Genomic DNA, 19365 nt, shown 5'->3' on the forward strand with positions numbered 1-19365 from the left:
TTATATTTTTGTGATTAAAATTTTTGAGTTATCCATATTGAGTATTTTCTTTCTGAAACTTACATAGTCATTATATTTCTCCTTAGGATAAGTTCCTTTATTAACCTGAATTTTTCTGCTTACTTTTATCTCTTCTCCACTTTTCACAAAGCTAAGTTTATAATGTCCAAATTCTGAATTAATACTTATATCATCAGGAGTTTCATCGGTTTTATACCCTTTAGGAATCATATAACTGATTTCATATTCATCTTCAAATGACTGTCTGATTTCAAATGGAAGTTCACGGTTTTCATCCGTCTTATATACACTATCCGAAAAAATAGGAACAGCTCTGAAGATAAGACTGTTTCCCGCGTTTTTACAGTAATTATTAGTTTTAAAATCTATATCGTAGGTAATGACAGCCTTGTCTTTATTGTTGGTAAAGTTTTTCATTTCAACTTTTTCAAAATTTAAAACATCAAACCTTTTTTTCAGTGCATCATTCTTTTCTTTTGGGTTAAGGTTTACAAATCCAAGATTGTTATCATATTGATTTCCTGTATATAAAAAATTCCCTTCTCCCGTAATACTGTTATCCTCACCAATCTTTATGTTCAGTTTTTGCTTTTCTTTATTCTGATCTGCTGAATATACCGGAGTATTAATCAACTCTATTCCGTTTTTCTTTACAGAAAGTACATTTCTGTCTGTAGTACTGTATCCTAAATGATTAAATGCCGTCTGTTGTGAAGTATTTTCAAGCCAGATATTTCCATTTTCTGTAGGAACCACCAAAATAGCGTGATTTCCGCCCATTTTAGGAAAGTCTGGATCAAAAGAAACCTGAGAAAGTCCTGAATTGATTACACAATAATAGGAAGGAATTCCAGCTTCATTCAATAAGACCTTCATATAATTGGTAAGCCCTTTACAGTCTCCATATCCTTTTTTATGCACCTCATCCGGCATCATAGGAAGCCAGCCGCCAATTCCCAGTCCTACATATATATATCTGGTTTTAGCCTGCATATACTGATAGATCTTCTTTACTTTTTCCTCTACAGAGCCTTGAAGCTGTAAGGCTGCAACCTCAGCTTTAATTGTTGGAGTGGATACAGCCACCGGATCGATAAGATTGTTATAATACCAGGTTCCAAAGTCTGTCCAACTATTTAAAGTTCCCTGTTTTCCTGCCAGATTAAACTTGGTAAGGGCAAAACTTACTTTAGGCAATATTTTAACAGGCTCCGGAATCATTGAAATATCATCAATAGCCGGAACATTTTTGTAAGAATAACTTTTTTCATTTCCATTACTGTTCTCAACTGCTGAAGCATAGTTATACTTTGATGGATAAATTTTAGACCGAAGATCAATTCCTGAGGTATTGATAATCTTCATCTGTGCATCTTCCAAAGACGTGTTGGTAGAATAAAATGGGATAAAATCCGGAATAAAAATGGTGTTCTTATCCTGAGACTGATATGAAAAATCAATTGTATAAGGATATTGAACGGGAGTATAGGAAAATACCATTACTCTGTTATCAGAATAAAACACTCCCTGCGTATTATTAGCAAAATCACTGAAATCGGACTTGGAATAACTCTTTATTTTCTTTCCCGATTCGTCATAAACAGTAACCTTCACATCAGAAATACTTCTTGTCTTATCATAAGGAATGTAAGCAACAGCTTTTTCATCACCATCTTTATTTAAAACAGTAGTTACAGTATTGTATTGATATCTTATTTCATCAATTTTATTAATCTGAACTGCTGTAAAATCTTTTCTGATAACAACATTAGCATTTTTCTTTAAATTTTCTGGAATAGAAGAAGCTGGATAGCTTTGAGCAAAGTACATTGAGGCTGTAGACAGTACCCCAAGAAATAATATTTTCATCATGGTTATTAAACTTCGACAAAAATAATAAAATCTTAATAATTGTTAAATAAAACTCAATAAATTAACAGCAAATAAATCACATTTGACAATAAATACATTTTAATAAACTGAAAACCAATTTATTATAAACATTAAAAATCTCATCTAAATGAAATAAAGAGACTCCACAATGTGGAGCCCCGACTAATACTTACAAAAGTACTATCCTAAATCAACCTTAATATAAGGCTGTAAATAATCAAAGGGTGTTTTCTATACAAGCAAAAATGACGGTTTGAATGTATATTCCTTTTCAATCATTTAAAATTAAAATAATCTAGTATGAAACGGTGAGCTTCATATTGTCTGCAAATTCAAAAATAGGATAAATTGTGGCTTCTATAATTCAAATCATGTAGAATTAATTTTACAAAAGAGTACAATAAATCCTATAGATCATTATTATTGGATTAAAAAAAGACTCCATTTCGGAGTCTTTAGTTTTTATTTTGTTCTTTAATCATTCGGGATTCTTTTACTGTCATAGGTATCACTTCCAAGTCCCAGTACAGGAATAAAAATGAATCCAAAGAAGAACAGTAAAATGGTGTAAAGAGGAGTTTCTTTTCCAAAACCTTTCGCCAATCTGTCATTGACTACCCATGAAGCATAAAGATTGACAAACGGAATCAGGAATAAGATAATCCACCATATTGGTTTTTTCACAATATCCAGCATAACAATAGCATTATAAATAGGAACGAAAGCTGCCCATGCATCTTCTCTGCCTGCCTTTTTAAAAATTTTAAACATACAATATCCGTAAAACAGATATACAAGTAAGCTTATAAACATTGATCCAATCCCTAATCCTGCAGCAGCTGCACCAGACACCGCATCTGCCCCATTGTAGGGGTCTGTTTGTAAAAGAGTTAACATATTATTATTTTTTTTGATTTACCCCAAATATAAAAAAGCTTCTAAATAATTAGAAGCTTTTTTGTGATATTTTAAAAACGTTTATGCATCAATTTTTGCATATTTCGCATTTTTCTCGATAAATTCTCTTCTTGGCGGAACTTCATCTCCCATCAGCATTGAGAAAACACTGTCTGCCTCTACAGCATTATCAATAGTAACCTGCTTTAAGATTCTGTGTTCAGGGTTAAGAGTTGTTTCCCAAAGCTGCTCTGGGTTCATTTCTCCAAGACCTTTGTAACGTTGTACTTCAACACCTTTTCCATCCGGAGACATTTCCAAAGTAAACTCTTCACGCTCTTTCTCGTTATAAGCATATATTTTTTTATTTCCTCTCTTTAATAGATATAAAGGGGGTTGAGCGATATAGATATATCCGTTCTCAATAAGTTCCTTCATATATCTGAAGAAGAAAGTAAGAATAAGAGTAGAGATGTGAGATCCATCGATATCAGCATCGGTCATGATAACGATCTTGTGATATCTCAGCTTAGCCATATTTAATGCCTTGCTGTCTTCTTCTGTTCCTACAGAAACTCCAAGAGCGGTATAAATATTTCTGATCTCTTCGTTATCATATACTTTGTGAAGCATAGATTTCTCTACGTTCAGGATTTTACCTCTTAATGGAAGAATAGCCTGGAAGTGTCTGTCACGTCCCTGTTTAGCTGTTCCACCTGCGGAATCTCCCTCTACAAGGAAGATTTCAGATTCTGCCGGATCTTTTGATGAACAGTCAGATAATTTCCCAGGAAGCCCAGAACCTCCCATTGGAGATTTTCTCTGAACCATCTCACGTGCTTTTTTAGCAGCCTGTCTTGCTTTTGCCGCTAAAACTACTTTCTGAACAATAGTTTTAGCTTCATTAGGGTTCTCTTCCAAGAAATTAGTAAGCATCTCCCCTACAATTTTATCTACAGCACCGGAAACTTCAGAGTTTCCTAGTTTTGTTTTCGTCTGTCCTTCAAACTGAGGTTCCATTACTTTTACAGAAACTACGGCTGTTAATCCTTCACGGAAGTCATCTCCTGTAATTTCTACTTTTTCTTTTGCCGGAAGTCCCAATTCGTCTGCATATTTCTTTAGAGTTCTTGTTAAAGCTCTTCTGAAACCTGCAAGGTGAGTTCCTCCTTCGTGAGTATTGATGTTATTTACATATGAGTGAAGATTCTCGTTGAAAGAAGTGTTGTAACGCATTGCTACTTCTACAGGAATATTATCTCTTTCACCTTCCATGAAAATCACGTGTTCCATAATAGACTCACGATTTCCATCAATATAGGCAACAAATTCTTTTAATCCTCCTTCAGAATGAAAAATTTCTGATCTGAAAGAACCGTCTTCCAATTTCTCTCTTTCGTCTGTAAGAGTAATAGTAATTCCTTTATTAAGGTAAGAAAGCTCTCTTAAACGGCTTGCTAATGTATCGTAGTTGTAAACTAATTCAGTAAAAATAGTGTCATCCGGTTGGAAGAACTGTTTTGTACCTCTTTTATCACTATTTCCGATCTCTTCTACTCCCGTCTGAGCTTTTCCTTTTGAATATATCTGCTGGTAAACGTTCCCGTCTCTGTAAACAGTAGTGATCATTTCGTTGGAAAGTGCATTTACACACGATACCCCAACTCCGTGAAGACCTCCTGAAACCTTGTAAGAATCTTTATCAAACTTTCCTCCGGCTCCAATTTTCGTCATTACAACTTCAAGAGCAGATTTTTGTTCTTTTTCGTGGAAGTCAACCGGAATACCTCTACCGTTATCGCTAACCTCGATTCCGTTTCCTTCTTTAATCGCAACGAAGATCGTGTCGCAGAATCCTGCCAAAGCTTCGTCGATAGAGTTATCTACTACTTCATAAACCAAATGATGGAGACCTCTAACTCCCACATCACCAATGTACATTGAAGGACGCATACGTACGTGCTCCATTCCTTCCAATGCCTGAATACTACTAGCTGTATATTGTTTTTGACTCATATTAAATATTAAAAATCCTGCTATATGCAAAGACTTACAAATATCGTGATTTTTTTCGAGTTATGAAAGTTAAAAAGTGTCAAAAAAATGTAGAGTTTTCTTAGAGAAAGCATAAGGAATAGCCAACCTGTAAAAGATTCAAAATTAAAATGTATTGCTGAAATATCAACTGTTTTAAATCATACTCAACATCAATAATTTATGCGTAAATTTATTTACTGAAAAGTTGATATTATGGATGATTTTATAGCTGCCCGCGCCCAAATGGCGCTTTCTCTGGGCTTCCATATCATATTCTCCTGTGTGGGAATGGTGATGCCTTTTCTAATGGCTTTTGCCCATTGGAAGTACCTAAAGACCAATAATGAAGTATATAAAGGATTAACAAAAGCCTGGAGCAAAGGGGTTGCCATCCTGTTTGCTACCGGAGCTGTTTCGGGAACAATGCTCTCTTTTGAGTTGGGACTTTTATGGCCCGGGTTTATGAAACATGCAGGCCCTATCTTCGGAATGCCATTCTCATTGGAAGGAACAGCATTCTTTATTGAAGCTATTGCTATTGGCTTCTTTTTATATGGATGGGATAAATTCAATAAGTGGTTTCACTGGTTCTGCGGTTTTCTTGTAGGGGTAAGTGGTTTGGCATCAGGAATTCTGGTAGTAGCTGCCAACGCCTGGATGAACTCTCCTACCGGTTTTGATTATATTAATGGACAATATCTTAATATAGATCCTATTAAAGCCATGTTTAATGATGCATGGTTTCCGCAGGCACTTCACATGACGGTTGCCGCTTTTTGTGCAACAGGATTTGCTGTAGCCGGAGTTCATGCTTTTTTAATTATGCGAAAAAAGAATGTGGAATTTCATACCAAAGCATTCAGAATTGCAGTAGGTTTTGCTTTAATTGGAGCATTTGGAGCTCCTTTAAGTGGTGATGTGGCTGCGAAATCTGTTGCAGAGAGACAACCCATCAAACTTGCTGCTATGGAAGCTCATTTTGAAACAGAAAAAGGAGCTGCCTTTGTAATCGGTGGAATTCCTGATGAAGAAAAAGAGGAAATAAAATATGCTATTAAAATCCCAAAGGTATTAAGCTTTCTGGTAAGTAATGATTTCAATGCTGAAGTAAAAGGTCTTAAGGACTTTCCAAAGGATGAATGGCCTCCAATAGCCGTTACTCACTATGCTTTTCAGATTATGATCTTCTTTGGAGTGGTAATGATCTGCATTGGAGCTGTATACTTGTATGCATTCTTCTTTAAAAAGGAATGGCTGAATAAAAACTGGTTATTAAAAACGTTCCTGATCGCTACCCCATTCGGATATATTGCCCTGGAAGCAGGATGGACTGTTACTGAAGTAGGAAGACAGCCATGGATCATTTATGGTGTAATGAGAACAATAGATGCAGTAACCCCAATGCCGGGAATACAGTACTCTTTCTACTTCTTCACTGCCATATTTATATCATTATCATTAATTCTGGTATTCCTTTTAAGAAGACAGGTACAGATGGTTCCTAAGCTTTATGACCCAACAGACCCACAGTTTAACGATAAAAACAAAAAATCATGATCTACATTGTTATAGGTTTTCTCTGGCTTTCCATCTGTCTTTATATTATTCTGGGTGGTGCTGATTTTGGAGCAGGTATTGTAGAGCTTTTTACAAATAAAAAAGCCCGCCATAAAACACAGGAGATTATGTATGAATCTATTGCTCCTGTTTGGGAAGCTAACCACATGTGGCTGATTATTGCTATTGTAATCCTTTTTGTGGGCTTCCCTGAGATTTATACTACAATGTCTACCTATCTTCATATTCCTCTAGTTTTGATGCTAGTAGGGATTATTGCAAGAGGAACAGCTTTTACATTCAGACATTATGATGCGGTGAAGGATAACTGGCAGGTTTTATACACACAGATATTTTATTACGCCAGTCTTTTAACTCCTTTTTTCCTTGGATTAATAGCAGCGGCAACAGTATCGCATTCTATAAACCCTGATGCAACCACCTTCCTTGATCTGTATATTTTCAGCTGGCTAAACTGGTTTGGAGTCTCTGTAGGTTTATTCACCGTAGCATTGTGTGCTTATCTTGCCTCTATTTTTTCATTGAGAGAAACCCGTGGTAAGGAAGAATTATTATTAATGATCAGAAAATCAAAACAAACGATGATTTTTGTAGTAATTACAGGAATTCTTGTATTTGCTACTGCTTACCTTTCGGATGTCCCTCTTTTAATGTGGGTATTCTCAAAACCATTAGGAATTATGGCCATTGCTTTTGCTACAGTTGCTTTATTGCTTATTTTAAGAGCTTTGAATAACCAAAAATTACTTCCTGTGAGAGCTCTTGCGGGCTTTCAAATGGTGATGATTCTTGTGGCGGCTACTTATCAGCATAATCCGGATATTATCTTATTGGGGAATGGACAGCATCTTTCATTACTGGAGCATATGGCACCTCCCAAGACAATTGCTGCCCTGGGCTGGGCTTTAATGCTGGGATCGTTATTTATTCTTCCGTTTTTATTTTACCTGATGGCTTCTTTCAGTAAACTGAGAAAATAATAATACATGCAAAGTTATCAGGATAAAACAGAGCTTATTGAAGAGATCAAGACAAGGTATTTCCTTTATGATCAGGAATTCAAAGATATTAAAGAAGACGAAAAAGATCTGTTAAAATCCGGTGTTGATAAAACACCTTCTCAAAATATATCTTATCAGATTGGCTGGACACGTCTTCTCCTACAATGGGAAGCTGATGAAAAGAAAGGACTTGAGGTAAAAACTCCTACTCCGGAATACAAATGGAATAATTTAAAGGGGTTATATGAGTCTTTTTATCAGCAATATGGTTCTTACAGCCTAGATCAACAAAGAGGAATACTGCAAAAACAGGTTGACGAAATTATATTATGGATTGAAAGCCTTGAGCATAAGACCCTATTTGTTCCTGAACAGAGAAAATGGGCGACAACGCCTGCAAAGTGGCCTGTTTGGAAATGGATACATATCAATACGGTTGCTCCTTTTAAAAACTTCAGATCGCAACTTAGGAAATGGAAAAAAGAAACCGGTACAGAATGATTCTGTACTGGTTTTCTATTCTTATCAATTAAGAGCTATCCTTAATTTTTAATTGCTTTCTTAGATATAATTTGATTGGATACGGTGGTTATCTTAATAAAATAAACTCCTTTTACCAATGAAGAGGTATTCATTTCTGCTGTATTTCCTTTTACAATAAGCTTCCCACTTTCATCATAGATCTCTACATCTTTAATCTTCTCCTCAGTCTGTAATTTAAGTTCGTTTTTGAATGGATTTTCAAAAGTGGCATTTATGGTTTTCTTCAATTTTTCTGGTGTAGTAGAAAGTGTCTGTATCTGTTCGTTGATAATATAACGTGTAATTTTTTTAGGACTGAAAAAGTATAAATAATTTCCTACCACCTGAAAGTTAGGATATTCTCCATAACTGTAATTAATATAAGTATTATCTCCGGTATTAAAAACAGGTTGATTGTTAATATTTTTCAGGGCACCTGATGAGGAATAAGAAGCAATCGTAATATCTCCGGCATCAGATTTTAATAAGAAGAATAATCTGTTACCATTATCTGCATAAAAATTGGAATAAGGAGTGTAACCTATAGAATTTATTTCATTATTCAACATAAAAACACCGTTGGTTCCAAAAACTGTATCAAGAAGTCCATTGGATGCTGTTTTTGAAATTGAGTATTGATTATTGTTTGAAGAATTTCCATTTAACATATTCAGCATAGAACCATCCGTTTCATTATACATAGAATTTCTTACCGTTGCAGGGATAAGAGAAGTTTCCCCCAACCCATTATTACCATAACCGGAGTCTAAGCTACCAGTAATAATGTTTAGTTTTCTTATTCCATAATTATTGAGATTGGAGTCTCCAGAACCAAATTCATATGCAAAATTATTATGGATTACCCCATAAGTAAAAGCTGTAGAATAATTTATTGTAGATAATCTTCCATTAGTTCCATACCCTGTATCCAAAGTTCCATTCGCTAAAATTCTTGTAAAATTATCATCCTTCCGAAACAGCATCTTACCATCCGGCAATATCGATATATATTTTTTGCCAGAAATATCATTCGTTGCCCAATTCATTTGAAATGCAGTATCATATTGCCCTGCAGTTGAATATTTATCATCACTATAATTAATTAAATAGTCAGCATTTGCATCTAATAAACTTGATGGAGAGCCTAAACTTCCGGAATCTACAAATGAACCATTTGCCCCAAAACTCAGATCAGGAGTACCATTCGCATTCAATCTAATATACTTTATATATTTATTATTTCCTGAAATGTTAAGGTAATTGTAGGCAACTACTAATTTGTCTCCAATAAATTTATGTGCTGAATAACCGCCATTATCACTATAGATGTATTCTCCATTATTGCCGTAAGAAAGATCTTTGCTTAGAAAAATTTGTGCATTGAGTAAACTGCACGCATAAAGCACAATACCTGTGGTAATTTTTTTTTCATGATACATTATGTTTTTATTGTGGCTAATATACTCTTTTTCTATTATCTGTAAATAAAAAAAGAGTGAACATAATGCTCACTCTTCTCAACTTATGATGTTGTATATCTTATGCAAGTTTCATCAGAAGATTTTCATCTATCTTTTCCACTTTCACAATATTATTCTTCGTTAAAGTCTTTGAAGCTTTATCCCATTTTTTACCGGATAACTGGCTTCTTTCCTTTACTTCTGCTAAAGACATCGCCTCTTCCTGAGAGTTAAGGATTTCAAGGATTACTTTTTCATCTTCACCTAATTCAATTTGAGGAACCGCTTTCTCCGGTCTCATCTGAGGGAAGAATAATACTTCCTGAATAGAAGCATTGTTCGTTAAGAACATAATTAATCTGTCCATACCGATTCCTAATCCTGATGTTGGTGGCATACCATATTCAAGGGCTCTTAAGAAGTCCTGATCAATGAACATTGCTTCATCATCTCCTCTTTCAGATAATGCCATCTGAGCTTCAAAACGCTCTCTTTGGTCAATTGGATCATTAAGCTCTGAATAAGCGTTTGCGATTTCTTTACCACAAACCATTAATTCAAAACGCTCAGTTAAACCTTCTTTGCTTCTGTGTTTCTTAGTTAATGGAGACATTTCAACAGGATAATCTGTAATGAAAGTCGGTTGGATGAAGTTTCCTTCACACTTCTCACCGAAGATCTCATCAATTAATTTTCCTTTACCCATTGTTTCATTTACCTCAATTCCGATTGACTTAGCGAAATCGAATAATTCCTTCTCAGTTTTTCCAGTGATATCGAAACCTGTAAATTTCAGGATAGCTTCCGTCATGGAAACTCTTGGATACGGTGCTTTGAAATCTACTACATGCTCTCCGAAAGTAGCAGTTGTAGTTCCGTTTACCTGAATCGCACAGAATTCCAATAGTTTTTCTGTGAAATCCATCATCCAGTTGTAGTCTTTATAAGCTACATAGATTTCCATTGCAGTAAACTCAGGGTTGTGAGTTCTGTCCATTCCTTCATTTCTGAAGTTTTTAGAGAACTCATATACACCGTCAAAACCACCTACGATCAATCTTTTCAGATACAATTCGTTAGCAATTCTTAAATATAAAGGAATATCTAAAGCATTGTGGTGCGTGATGAAAGGTTTAGCCGCTGCTCCACCAGGAATAGACTGTAGGATTGGAGTTTCCACTTCAAAATATCCTGCATCATTAAAGAAAGTTCTCATGGCGTTGAACAGTTTTGTTCTCTTCACGAAAATTTCTTTTACCTGTGGGTTTACCGTTAAATCTACATAACGTTGTCTGTATCTTAATTCAGGATCTGTAAATCCGTCGTGTACAACACCGTTTTCATCTGTTTTAGCCTGAGGAAGCGGACGTAAAGCTTTAGTAAGAAGCGTAAAGTTCTTTACTAAAACCGTCTTCTCTCCTACCTGAGTGGTAAACAATTCCCCTTCAATACCGATGATATCACCAATATCTAAAAGGTGCTTGTACACTTCATTATATAATTCTTTATCTTCTCCCGGACAGATCTCGTCTCTGTTGAAGTAAACCTGGATTTTTCCTTTAGAATCCTGCAATTCTGCAAAAGAAGCCTTTCCTTGAATTCTGCGGGACATTAATCTACCAGCGATCTTCACCTGTTTACTTTCAGAAAAGTCCTGTTTTATAGATTCTGTAGTATCTGTAATGGTATACTCATCCGCAGGGAACGCATTAATCCCCATTTCAGTAAGCTTATTCAGCTTTTCTCTTCTAATGATTTCTTGTTCTGATAATTGCATTTCTTATTTTTCTAAAAGCGTACAAATTTAGGCATTTTTGAGTTGACCGTCAATTGATTTTTTCAGAAATTTTAAAAAGTGACTAAGATGTAGGGAACGAGGGGTTGAGATAAGGGGTACGGGATTCGGGGTGCGAGGTATGAAGTTCGGGATTCGAGCTATCACTATATTAGTGGTAAGTTTTGAACTTTTATATTTTCCTGTCTTTTTTAGGAACAAACGTCCAGGCCAATATCCGGCTTACTTTCTGTCCCTGAGCCATATCAATTGTTTTGAAATCTATAGCTTTTACTTTCTTTAAAAGTGTAGTCAGCTTATAGAGATTGTCTTTTTTAGAAACCAGACAGGTAAACCAAAGAACCTGGGATGAATATTGAACACTTTCAGTAATCATATTGCTAATAAATGCCAATTCACCGCCTTCACACCATAACTCCGACTGTTGTCCGCCAAAATTAAGTAATGTTTTCTGGGCCTTTCCTTTATTTAAATTCTTTGTTTTTCTAAGATTTCCTTTTATCATTGATTCTTTTGAATCGTGAAAAGGAGGATTACACATAGAAAATGTAAATCGATCTCCAGGAGCTATAATTCCTTTAAATATATGATTGGAATTCGGTTGATGCTGTAATTGAATTGCTGATGATAAATCCGGATTCTGATCCAGAATACGCTGGGCATTCTCCAGGGAATCTTCATTAATATCCGTCCCAAGCATCGTCCAACCATAAGATTGATGAGCAATCAGAGGATAAACAAGGTTAGCTCCTACCCCAACATCTAATCCCTTTATTGAATTTCCTGTTGGAATCTCACCTTTTTGTTCCGCCAACAAGTCAGCAATATAATGTACATAATCTGCCCTCCCCGGAATAGGTGGACACAAATTGGAATCTGGAATATCCCAATTTTTAACCTTATAAAAGTGAAAGAGTAAAGCCTTATTGAGTAATTTCACAGCCTCAGGAAGACTGAAATTAATAGTAGTTGTCCCGTGAACATTCACAAAGACATAATGTTTCAGTTCTGGCACACAGGAAATCAACAGATCAAAATCATAAGGATTACGATGCAGATTTCTTGTGTGCAGACTGGATTTTTCTGTGGACATCTTTTATTTTTTCTGGCTTAGAATATACTCTACCATTTTTTAGCATCTTCTTTAGACACCTGTGGATGAGCAGCCATAGGGACTCCGCCCCAAACTCCACTGCCGCCTTCTATAATTTTGGAAGCCAGCAATTCAATATCCTTGTCAGAATATTTAGCCGCAATTTCCTGATAAGAAGGTCCTATCATTCTCTCATTAACAGAGTGACATCCCGAACAATCCAATGTTTCCATGATCTGATCACCGGAAAGATTGGACTGAGCTGGAGTAGACACTGGTGCAGCATCTGAAGACGCTACCTCTGTTGTATTTTCTTTTTTAGAACAGGAAAAGATCAGAAGACCTAAAGTTCCCGCCAAAAATAAGTTTTTCATTATTTCTTCGCAGTAGAGTCTGTTTTAGCAGCTTCTGGAGCAGGTGTAGTTGCAGCAGCTGGAGCAGCAGGCTTAGCAGTAGAATCAACCACTGTAGTTGCTTCCGGCTCTTCAAGCATTGTGTTGCTGTCCTGTAATGAGTGATCTGCCTTTTTAGAGCAGCTAGCTAATAATAAACCTCCGATAAATGCGATTGCGAATACTTTTTTCATTTTTTTCTAATTTGAAAGCAAAAATATAAAAAATAAACGTTTCTGCTTATGACAAATGTTTCTTTGAAGAAGATTTTTACAATTTGAATGTTTCATTTTTATTAAAAAAAACAATTCAATTAACAGTGATAATTTAAATTAGGTTATTATTTTTGTATAACAAACCACATCAAAATACAAATTATTAATCTTGATTCTATGATTCAAAAAAATTTATTCAAAACAGTTGCTATCTCAGCTCTACTTTCCTTCCCTCTATCTTGTGATGATTCTGATGATGAACAGCCCCAATCAGAATATTCAGACAAAATTGAATCCGTAACATTACTAAAAACCACAAAATCATGGGACGGAACACTTTATGCCAGCTACCCTACCGGACAGCCGGAAATCTCTGTTCTTAAAATCTCTGTTCCACCCAATAAAGCATTGGATTGGCATAAACATCCTATTATCAATGCAGCTTATGTAGAAAAAGGAGAAATCCAGATAGAAAGAAAGGAAGATGGTAAAACACAATGGGTAAGAAAAGGCGAGGTTCTCCCCGAAATGGTTAATATTGCCCACAGAGGCAAGACCGGAAATAAAGGAGCAACCCTGATTGTCTTCTACAGCGGGGCTACTGATATTCCTCTTTCTGAACCGGTACATTAAAGAATACAATACAGAGTTCGGCAAAACCTTCACATCAAAATTTTGCTGAACTCTGATGTTTAAAATCTTGAAACCTATTTATTTTATAACCTATTCATAGTAAGCAAAATAAACTTTATTGATTTACTATTTTTTGATAAGTTTAACCTAATTTTATATCAAAGAAATCATTATAAATTTAGGATATGGTTTTAATCTCGAAAATACTGTTTTTCACCAGCCATCATGGTTTTTATACTGTGATCCTTCTTTTCTTGATTTTGGGTGGATTAACTTATCTCACTAAAAGAATCTGGTTTTTCATTCTTGCGATCCCGCTTTCCATTTTAAACGGATTTTGCGGACAGTTTCTGAATGCTTGGTTTCTCAATAAATATGGTGTAGAAAGTACTGCGATTATTACTTCTGATGAAGAAACCAATTCCACACTGAATGATATGTACATTCACGATTATGAAGCAGTAGTTAAAAAACAGGATGGGAAGTATGTTTCAACCTTTTTTTCAACAACGTCAGCTACCATTATCCTATTGAAAACACCATCAGAATTCCAAGAATGGAAATAAGTTTCCCAGTAAAATATATCCCGGGGTATGAAAAAAACATTGTTATTCTTTATAATGAATCTGAGGAAGGAAAAGCCGCACTTAAATATTCAAAATTAGCTCCGGTAAACTCTGCGAGAATCAAATATGAGGCAGACAGAACCAATAAAGAATTCGTTTCAGAATATATTGAGGCTCTGGAAAATTATACAGCAAGTTATGATGAGGAAAGTTATAAAACAAAACTCGAAGAGCTCAGAGAAGAACTTAAACACTTGAAATAAAACTGATTGAATATTAAGTTTTTGATTTTTTTTGAATTTTTTGTTTTTTGTATTAAAAAAATTTCTACATTTGTCCCATGTTTACAATGAGCAACAATATTTGGTGGTGGCTTTCAAACTCTTCGTCGGGTCTGGAGGTATTGTCATGTTGCTAACCGAGCATCAGATATAAACAAAACAATATACAAGGCTTTGACGGATTCCGTTAAAGCTTTTTTTTATTCCTAAAATCTAAAAAAAATAAAACAGCAGATGTTTACACAGAAAATCAAAATAAAAACCGTTTCGAAAAAAACTCTTGGAGATCTTCATACTCCAATGAATATTTATCTTAAAATCAGAGACAAGTTCAGAGACACTATTCTACTGGAAAGCTCTGATTCAAAAAGCATTGACAACAATTTCTCCTTTATAGCCATCAATGCTGTTGCAGGAATTGAAGTAAAAAACCTAAATGAGTTTGAGATTAAATTCCCTGATTCTGCTCCGGCAAAGCAATTCATTATGGAACGCAATATCACGGATATATTTGAGGATTTCCGTAACGTGTTTGACTGTGAGAAAACCAATGATCCTATTGAACAGACTGCACAAAGCCTTTTTGGATATACAAGCTTTGAAGCAGTGCAGTTCTTTGAAAACATCAATTTAAAAGCGCAAAGCCCGGAAGTTGAAATCCCAATCCTGAGATACAGATTATATCAATATGTAATTGCCATCAATCACTTCAATGATGAAATGCATATTATTGAAAACCAAATGGAAGGGGTAAAATCTGAACTTCATCTTTTAGAAAACCTCATCAAAAACCAAAACACTCCGGTGTATCCGTTTGAAAAGGATGGCCAGGAAACGTCAAATCTTACTGATGAAGATTATATTGAACTGGTAAAAACTGCTCAGAGACACTGCATGAGAGGAGATGTATTCCAATTGGTATTGAGCAGAAGATTTGAACAGAAATTCAAAGGTGATGAGTTTAATGTATACCGTGCGTTAAGAAATATCAATCCTTCTCCTTACCTGTTTTATTTTGATTATGGAAATTACAAATTATTCGGATCAAGCCCTGAAAGCCAGCTCATCATCAAAGATAACAAAGCTATTATCCACCCTATTGCCGGAACGTCTAAAAGAACTGGAAACCTGGAAACCGATCTTCAAGCCATTGAAGTATTAAAAAATGATCCCAAAGAAAATGCAGAGCACACCATGCTGGTAGACCTTGCCCGTAATGATCTTGGAAAATTAGGTAAAAACGTAACAGTTACCAAACTAAAAGAAATTCAGCTTTTCTCTCACGTTATTCACATGGTAAGTGAGGTAACAGCTGAACTTCCGGAGCAAATCAATCCTCTTGACATGATTTCTGCCACTTTCCCACAGGGGACTTTAAGTGGAGCTCCTAAACATAAAGCCCTTCAACTTATCAATCAATATGAAAAAGATTCCCGTGGATATTATGGCGGATGTATTGGGATCGTTGGTTTGAACGGAACCTGCAACCAGGCCATTATGATCAGAACCTTTTTAAGCAAAAACAATACATTGTTTTATCAGGCGGGAGCCGGTCTTGTTGCCAAATCTGTTCCAGAAAATGAGCTTCAGGAAGTGAATAACAAATTAAATGCACTGAAAAAAGCAGTTGAGAAAGCAGAAAAAATAGTAGAAAATTAAAAACTTCATCAACTCTCCACCCATTAACCTTACAACCAAAAAGAAATGAACAACAATATAAATTCTCAACAATCACAGCCTAAAGTTCTTGTTTTTGATAACTATGATAGCTTCACTTACAACCTTGTCCAGATCATCGAAAGAATCCTGAATCAGAAAGTAGATGTGGTAAGAAACGATCAGATCACTTTAGAAGAAGTCGGAAAATATGATAAAATTATCCTTTCTCCAGGTCCTGGAATTCCTGAAGAAGCTGGAATCTTATTGGAACTTATTAAAGAATATGCTCCTACTAAAAGCATTTTAGGAGTATGTTTAGGACAGCAGGCCATTGCAGAAGCTTTTGGAGGAAACCTTATCAATTTATCTGAAATCTTCCATGGAGTGGCTACTACAACTGATTTAGTAAAGGAAAACACCAAGCTTTTTAAAGATTTGAAATCAGGCCTTGAAGTAGGAAGATACCACAGCTGGGCTGTGAATCCTGAGAACTTCCCAGATGAACTGGAAGTTACAGCCGTTGATAAAGATGGGATGATTATGGCGCTTCAGCACAAAACGTACGATGTACACGGGGTACAGTTTCACCCGGAAAGTATTTTAACTCCGGATGGAGAAGTCATTATCCGAAATTTTTTAAATCAATAAAATCTGATTACAATTCTCTTGAAAGTTTAATGAAGTAAGCCTAATATGAAAACAACACAAAATCCATCAACCATAAAAACTCCTCAAATGAAAGAAATTTTGCAATATATGTTCAATCACAATACTTTGTCAAAGTCTGAGGCAAAGGCCATGATGATTGAAATTGCACAGAATAAGTTCAATGCAGCAGAAGTAACCGCTTTCATCAGTGTTTTCCTGATGCGAAATATCACATTGAAAGAACTTGAAGGTTTTAGAGAAGCCCTTTTACAAATGGCTGTTCCTATCCATATTGATGCCAGCGATGCCATTGATATCGTAGGAACAGGAGGTGACGGAAAAAACACAATCAATATATCAACATTGGCCAGCTTTGTGGTGGCCGGAGCCGGGCAGAAGGTAACAAAACATGGAAATTATGGGGCTTCAACCATTACAGGCTCATCCAATGTGCTGGAAGAATTGGGGTATCAGTTCAAGAACAGTTCAGAGCAGCTGAATGAAGACCTTGAAAGAGCCAATATCTGCTTTCTACATGCTCCTTACTTCCACCCTGCTCTTCAATCTGTTGGATTATTGAGAAAATCTCTGGGATTAAGAACCTTCTTTAATCTTCTGGGACCTTTGGTGAATCCTGCAAAACCTCAATATTCCATGATTGGAGTGTATAACCTGGAAATTGCAAGAATCTACCAATACCTTTTACAAAAAGAAGAACAGGAATTTATTCTGGTTCACGGATTAGATGGTTATGATGAGATCAGCCTTACCCACGACAGCAAAATCATTACTAAAAAAGGGGAGGAAATCCATTCTGCAGAAGATTTGGGCTTCAATCCTGTGACTTTAGAAGATATTAAAGCTGGAAATACTACTCAGGAAACGGCAAAAATCTTCATGAATATTCTGGAAGGAAAAGGAACCGAACAACAAAACTCTGTAGTATTAGCCAATGCATCCGTAGCCCTTTACCACACCCACAAATTCGGAACGTATGATGATTGCTTACTATTGGCTCAGGAAAGCCTGGAAAGTGGAAAAGCATTAAAAACATTTGAACTTTTAATTAATTAAGAATTTAAAGTAATTTCCAACCTTTACCCATGACTATACTAGATAAAATTATTGAAAGAAAAAAAGAAGAAGTTACCCTTTCCAAAGGAGCTATTTCCATCGATCAGCTAAAAAATTCTGAGTTTTTTGGAAGAAAGAGTTCTTCATTGAAAGAATCCATCAGAAATAAAAGCGGAATTATTGCTGAGTTTAAAAGACAATCTCCCTCTAAAGGAATCATCAATAATGGTGTTCAGCCTTTGGATGTCACCTCTGCTTATGAAAACTTTGGAGCCAGCGGGATTTCCATTCTTACAGATAAAGATTTTTTTGGCGGAAGCTTTGAGGATATATTGAATGTAAGAAAACACATCAATATTCCTATTCTGCGCAAAGACTTTATGATTGATGAGTATCAGTTTTATGAAGCAAAAAGCATGGGAGCTGATGTTATTTTATTGATTGCAGCATGCCTTTCACCCAATCAGGTTCAGGAATTTACAGAACTGGCTCATGAACTGGATCTGGAAGTTTTATTGGAAATCCATACCGAAGAAGAACTGAAACACTTCAATTCTAATATTGACTTAGTTGGAATTAATAACAGAAATCTGAAGGATTTTAAAGTGGATTTACAACATTCCGTTCAGTTAAAAGACCTACTTCCTCAAGACACCTTATCCGTAGCAGAAAGTGGAATTTACAGCCTTGAAGATTTTAAATATTTAAAAGAAAAAGGATTTGATGGATTCCTCATGGGAGAATATTTTATGAAGAATACAGATCCGGCCAAAGCATTTGAAGAGTTTTCTTTACTAGTTTGAAAATGTGCCAATTTGAAAATGGATTTCTCTTCGGATAATAAAAAGTCTACAACTATCAATTAACTGTCATGAACGAACAACAACCAACCAATAACTTCCCTCCTGCCCTTAAAGTCTGTGGTCTTACAAAGCTAGACCAAATACAGGAATTGATTGATATCAACACCAATTTCTTAGGCTTTATTTTTTATGAAAAATCACCACGATATGTTCTGAATCAGTTGAATCTGGAAGATATTGCACAGATTAATCATCAGGGAAAAGTTGGGGTTTTCGTTAATGAAAAGGTTGAAACCATTGTTGAAATAGCTGAAAAAGCAAAGCTAAATCTGATCCAGTTACATGGTGATGAAGATGATCATTTTATCCTTGAATTAAAGAAACGACTAAGCCCGGACATCAAAATAATCAAGGTAATAAGAATCGGAAATGATACCGCTGAAAACAAAGAAAAAATAGTAAAGACCTTCAATGATAATCCGACGACCCGCAACCTGCAACCTATCAACTACTACCTGTTTGATACAGACAGCAAGGCATTCGGAGGAACAGGGCAACAGTTTGACTGGAATCTATTAAATGAATTTGAAATTCCATTACCCTATTTTCTGAGTGGCGGTATTTCAGAAGAGAATATCAAGAATATGGAAGAATTGAAACAGACACCGTTTGCCTTAGATATTAATTCAAAATTTGAAACAGCGCCAGGTGATAAAGATGTAAACAGGATTAAAAAATTTAAAACCATCATTTCTATAAGTCCGAACAGAACTCCTTATTAAATTTGATTATTATTA

General features: G+C 35.5%; 19 protein-coding genes. 11 read left to right on the forward strand and 8 right to left on the reverse strand.

The window, feature by feature from the left end; translation table 11 throughout:
• From BOQ64_RS03790 to gyrB, 3 genes are all read right to left on the reverse strand, one after another.
• Positions 1-1893: a DUF3857 domain-containing transglutaminase family protein gene (locus BOQ64_RS03790; RefSeq protein WP_129058368.1), complete on the reverse strand. Its 1893-nt coding sequence runs from the start codon at positions 1891-1893 to the stop codon at positions 1-3.
• 495 nt (positions 1894-2388) lie between these two features.
• Positions 2389-2811, reverse strand: a complete 423-nt coding sequence (locus tag BOQ64_RS03795; RefSeq protein ID WP_129058367.1) for a DUF5684 domain-containing protein — start codon at positions 2809-2811, stop codon at positions 2389-2391.
• Between the two features lie 81 nt (positions 2812-2892).
• Positions 2893-4827: a DNA topoisomerase (ATP-hydrolyzing) subunit B gene (gene gyrB, locus BOQ64_RS03800; RefSeq protein WP_129058366.1), complete on the reverse strand. Its 1935-nt coding sequence runs from the start codon at positions 4825-4827 to the stop codon at positions 2893-2895.
• A gap of 234 nt (positions 4828-5061) precedes the next feature.
• On the opposite strand from gyrB, the gene BOQ64_RS03805 reads away from it, so the two are divergent.
• The 3 genes from BOQ64_RS03805 to BOQ64_RS03815 are packed head-to-tail and all read left to right on the forward strand — an operon-like array spanning position 5062 to position 7928.
• The gene (locus BOQ64_RS03805) at positions 5062-6405 is read left to right on the forward strand and encodes a cytochrome ubiquinol oxidase subunit I (protein WP_129058365.1); all 1344 of its coding nucleotides are present in this window, start codon (positions 5062-5064) and stop codon (positions 6403-6405) included.
• Positions 6402-7406 carry a cytochrome d ubiquinol oxidase subunit II gene (locus tag BOQ64_RS03810; protein WP_129058364.1) on the forward strand — a complete coding sequence of 335 codons (1005 nt, stop codon included), beginning with the start codon at positions 6402-6404 and terminating at the stop codon, positions 7404-7406. Before BOQ64_RS03805 ends, BOQ64_RS03810 begins: the two co-directional genes overlap by 4 nt.
• A 6-nt stretch (positions 7407-7412) precedes the next feature.
• Positions 7413-7928, forward strand: coding sequence for a ClbS/DfsB family four-helix bundle protein (locus BOQ64_RS03815; protein ID WP_129058363.1), 516 nt, complete (start codon positions 7413-7415; stop codon positions 7926-7928).
• 41 nt (positions 7929-7969) lie between these two features.
• On the opposite strand, the gene BOQ64_RS03820 is transcribed toward BOQ64_RS03815, so the two are convergent.
• From BOQ64_RS03820 to BOQ64_RS03840, 5 genes are all read right to left on the reverse strand, one after another.
• Positions 7970-9388, reverse strand: coding sequence for a T9SS type A sorting domain-containing protein (locus BOQ64_RS03820; protein WP_129058362.1), 1419 nt, complete (start codon positions 9386-9388; stop codon positions 7970-7972).
• A gap of 100 nt (positions 9389-9488) precedes the next feature.
• Positions 9489-11186 carry a lysine--tRNA ligase gene (lysS, locus tag BOQ64_RS03825; RefSeq protein WP_129058361.1) on the reverse strand — a complete coding sequence of 566 codons (1698 nt, stop codon included), beginning with the start codon at positions 11184-11186 and terminating at the stop codon, positions 9489-9491.
• Positions 11187-11376: 190 nt separating this feature from the next.
• On the reverse strand, positions 11377-12297 hold the full coding sequence (rlmF, locus tag BOQ64_RS03830) for a 23S rRNA (adenine(1618)-N(6))-methyltransferase RlmF (RefSeq protein ID WP_129058360.1): 921 nt from the start codon (positions 12295-12297) through the stop codon (positions 11377-11379).
• A gap of 29 nt (positions 12298-12326) precedes the next feature.
• A complete protein-coding gene (locus tag BOQ64_RS03835) occupies positions 12327-12671 on the reverse strand; it encodes a c-type cytochrome (RefSeq protein ID WP_228448133.1) in 345 nt (114 codons plus the stop codon).
• Positions 12671-12883 (reverse strand): hypothetical protein, encoded by a 213-nt coding sequence (locus BOQ64_RS03840; RefSeq protein WP_129058359.1) that lies wholly within the window; start codon positions 12881-12883, stop codon positions 12671-12673. Before BOQ64_RS03840 ends, BOQ64_RS03835 begins: the two co-directional genes overlap by 1 nt.
• A 198-nt stretch (positions 12884-13081) precedes the next feature.
• On the opposite strand from BOQ64_RS03840, the gene BOQ64_RS03845 reads away from it, so the two are divergent.
• The 8 genes from BOQ64_RS03845 to BOQ64_RS03875 all read left to right on the forward strand — a co-directional run bounded on the left by BOQ64_RS03845 (position 13082) and on the right by BOQ64_RS03875 (position 19350).
• On the forward strand, positions 13082-13537 hold the full coding sequence (locus BOQ64_RS03845) for a cupin domain-containing protein (RefSeq protein ID WP_129058358.1): 456 nt from the start codon (positions 13082-13084) through the stop codon (positions 13535-13537).
• A 185-nt stretch (positions 13538-13722) separates the two neighbouring features.
• Positions 13723-14103 carry a hypothetical protein gene (locus tag BOQ64_RS23670; protein ID WP_228448135.1) on the forward strand — a complete coding sequence of 127 codons (381 nt, stop codon included), beginning with the start codon at positions 13723-13725 and terminating at the stop codon, positions 14101-14103.
• Positions 14094-14366, forward strand: coding sequence for a hypothetical protein (locus BOQ64_RS23675; RefSeq protein WP_228448137.1), 273 nt, complete (start codon positions 14094-14096; stop codon positions 14364-14366). Before BOQ64_RS23670 ends, BOQ64_RS23675 begins: the two co-directional genes overlap by 10 nt.
• A gap of 252 nt (positions 14367-14618) precedes the next feature.
• The gene (locus BOQ64_RS03855) at positions 14619-16043 is read left to right on the forward strand and encodes an anthranilate synthase component I family protein (RefSeq protein ID WP_129058357.1); all 1425 of its coding nucleotides are present in this window, start codon (positions 14619-14621) and stop codon (positions 16041-16043) included.
• Between the two features lie 45 nt (positions 16044-16088).
• Positions 16089-16691, forward strand: coding sequence for an anthranilate synthase component II (locus BOQ64_RS03860; RefSeq protein WP_129058356.1), 603 nt, complete (start codon positions 16089-16091; stop codon positions 16689-16691).
• A gap of 87 nt (positions 16692-16778) precedes the next feature.
• On the forward strand, positions 16779-17765 hold the full coding sequence (gene trpD / locus BOQ64_RS03865; RefSeq protein WP_129058355.1) for an anthranilate phosphoribosyltransferase: 987 nt from the start codon (positions 16779-16781) through the stop codon (positions 17763-17765).
• Positions 17766-17794: 29 nt separating this feature from the next.
• Positions 17795-18568 (forward strand): indole-3-glycerol phosphate synthase TrpC, encoded by a 774-nt coding sequence (gene trpC / locus BOQ64_RS03870; RefSeq protein WP_129058354.1) that lies wholly within the window; start codon positions 17795-17797, stop codon positions 18566-18568.
• Positions 18569-18636: 68 nt separating this feature from the next.
• Positions 18637-19350, forward strand: a complete 714-nt coding sequence (locus tag BOQ64_RS03875; RefSeq protein WP_129058353.1) for a phosphoribosylanthranilate isomerase — start codon at positions 18637-18639, stop codon at positions 19348-19350.
• Positions 19351-19365 lie beyond the last annotated feature (15 nt).

It is taken from the genome of Chryseobacterium sp. CH25, from assembly GCF_004119455.1.
Classification (GTDB): domain Bacteria; phylum Bacteroidota; class Bacteroidia; order Flavobacteriales; family Weeksellaceae; genus Chryseobacterium.

Bases quoted from the DNA above. Each gene is read 5' to 3' on its own strand.
- BOQ64_RS03875 (WP_129058353.1), top strand. From the start codon at position 18,637: ATGAACGAACAACAACCAACCAATAACTTCCCTCCTGCCCTTAAAGTC.
- BOQ64_RS03790 (WP_129058368.1), bottom strand. From the start codon at position 1,893: ATGATGAAAATATTATTTCTTGGGGTACTGTCTACAGCCTCAATGTAC.
- BOQ64_RS03795 (WP_129058367.1), bottom strand. From the start codon at position 2,811: ATGTTAACTCTTTTACAAACAGACCCCTACAATGGGGCAGATGCGGTG.
- trpD (WP_129058355.1), top strand. From the start codon at position 16,779: ATGAAAGAAATTTTGCAATATATGTTCAATCACAATACTTTGTCAAAG.
- BOQ64_RS03805 (WP_129058365.1), top strand. From the start codon at position 5,062: ATGGATGATTTTATAGCTGCCCGCGCCCAAATGGCGCTTTCTCTGGGC.
- rlmF (WP_129058360.1), bottom strand. From the start codon at position 12,297: ATGTCCACAGAAAAATCCAGTCTGCACACAAGAAATCTGCATCGTAAT.
- BOQ64_RS03815 (WP_129058363.1), top strand. From the start codon at position 7,413: ATGCAAAGTTATCAGGATAAAACAGAGCTTATTGAAGAGATCAAGACA.
- BOQ64_RS03820 (WP_129058362.1), bottom strand. From the start codon at position 9,388: ATGTATCATGAAAAAAAAATTACCACAGGTATTGTGCTTTATGCGTGC.
- BOQ64_RS23670 (WP_228448135.1), top strand. From the start codon at position 13,723: ATGGTTTTAATCTCGAAAATACTGTTTTTCACCAGCCATCATGGTTTT.
- BOQ64_RS03860 (WP_129058356.1), top strand. From the start codon at position 16,089: ATGAACAACAATATAAATTCTCAACAATCACAGCCTAAAGTTCTTGTT.
- BOQ64_RS03835 (WP_228448133.1), bottom strand. From the start codon at position 12,671: ATGAAAAACTTATTTTTGGCGGGAACTTTAGGTCTTCTGATCTTTTCC.
- BOQ64_RS03855 (WP_129058357.1), top strand. From the start codon at position 14,619: ATGTTTACACAGAAAATCAAAATAAAAACCGTTTCGAAAAAAACTCTT.
- BOQ64_RS03845 (WP_129058358.1), top strand. From the start codon at position 13,082: ATGATTCAAAAAAATTTATTCAAAACAGTTGCTATCTCAGCTCTACTT.
- BOQ64_RS23675 (WP_228448137.1), top strand. From the start codon at position 14,094: ATGGAAATAAGTTTCCCAGTAAAATATATCCCGGGGTATGAAAAAAAC.
- trpC (WP_129058354.1), top strand. From the start codon at position 17,795: ATGACTATACTAGATAAAATTATTGAAAGAAAAAAAGAAGAAGTTACC.
- BOQ64_RS03840 (WP_129058359.1), bottom strand. From the start codon at position 12,883: ATGAAAAAAGTATTCGCAATCGCATTTATCGGAGGTTTATTATTAGCT.
- lysS (WP_129058361.1), bottom strand. From the start codon at position 11,186: ATGCAATTATCAGAACAAGAAATCATTAGAAGAGAAAAGCTGAATAAG.
- BOQ64_RS03810 (WP_129058364.1), top strand. From the start codon at position 6,402: ATGATCTACATTGTTATAGGTTTTCTCTGGCTTTCCATCTGTCTTTAT.
- gyrB (WP_129058366.1), bottom strand. From the start codon at position 4,827: ATGAGTCAAAAACAATATACAGCTAGTAGTATTCAGGCATTGGAAGGA.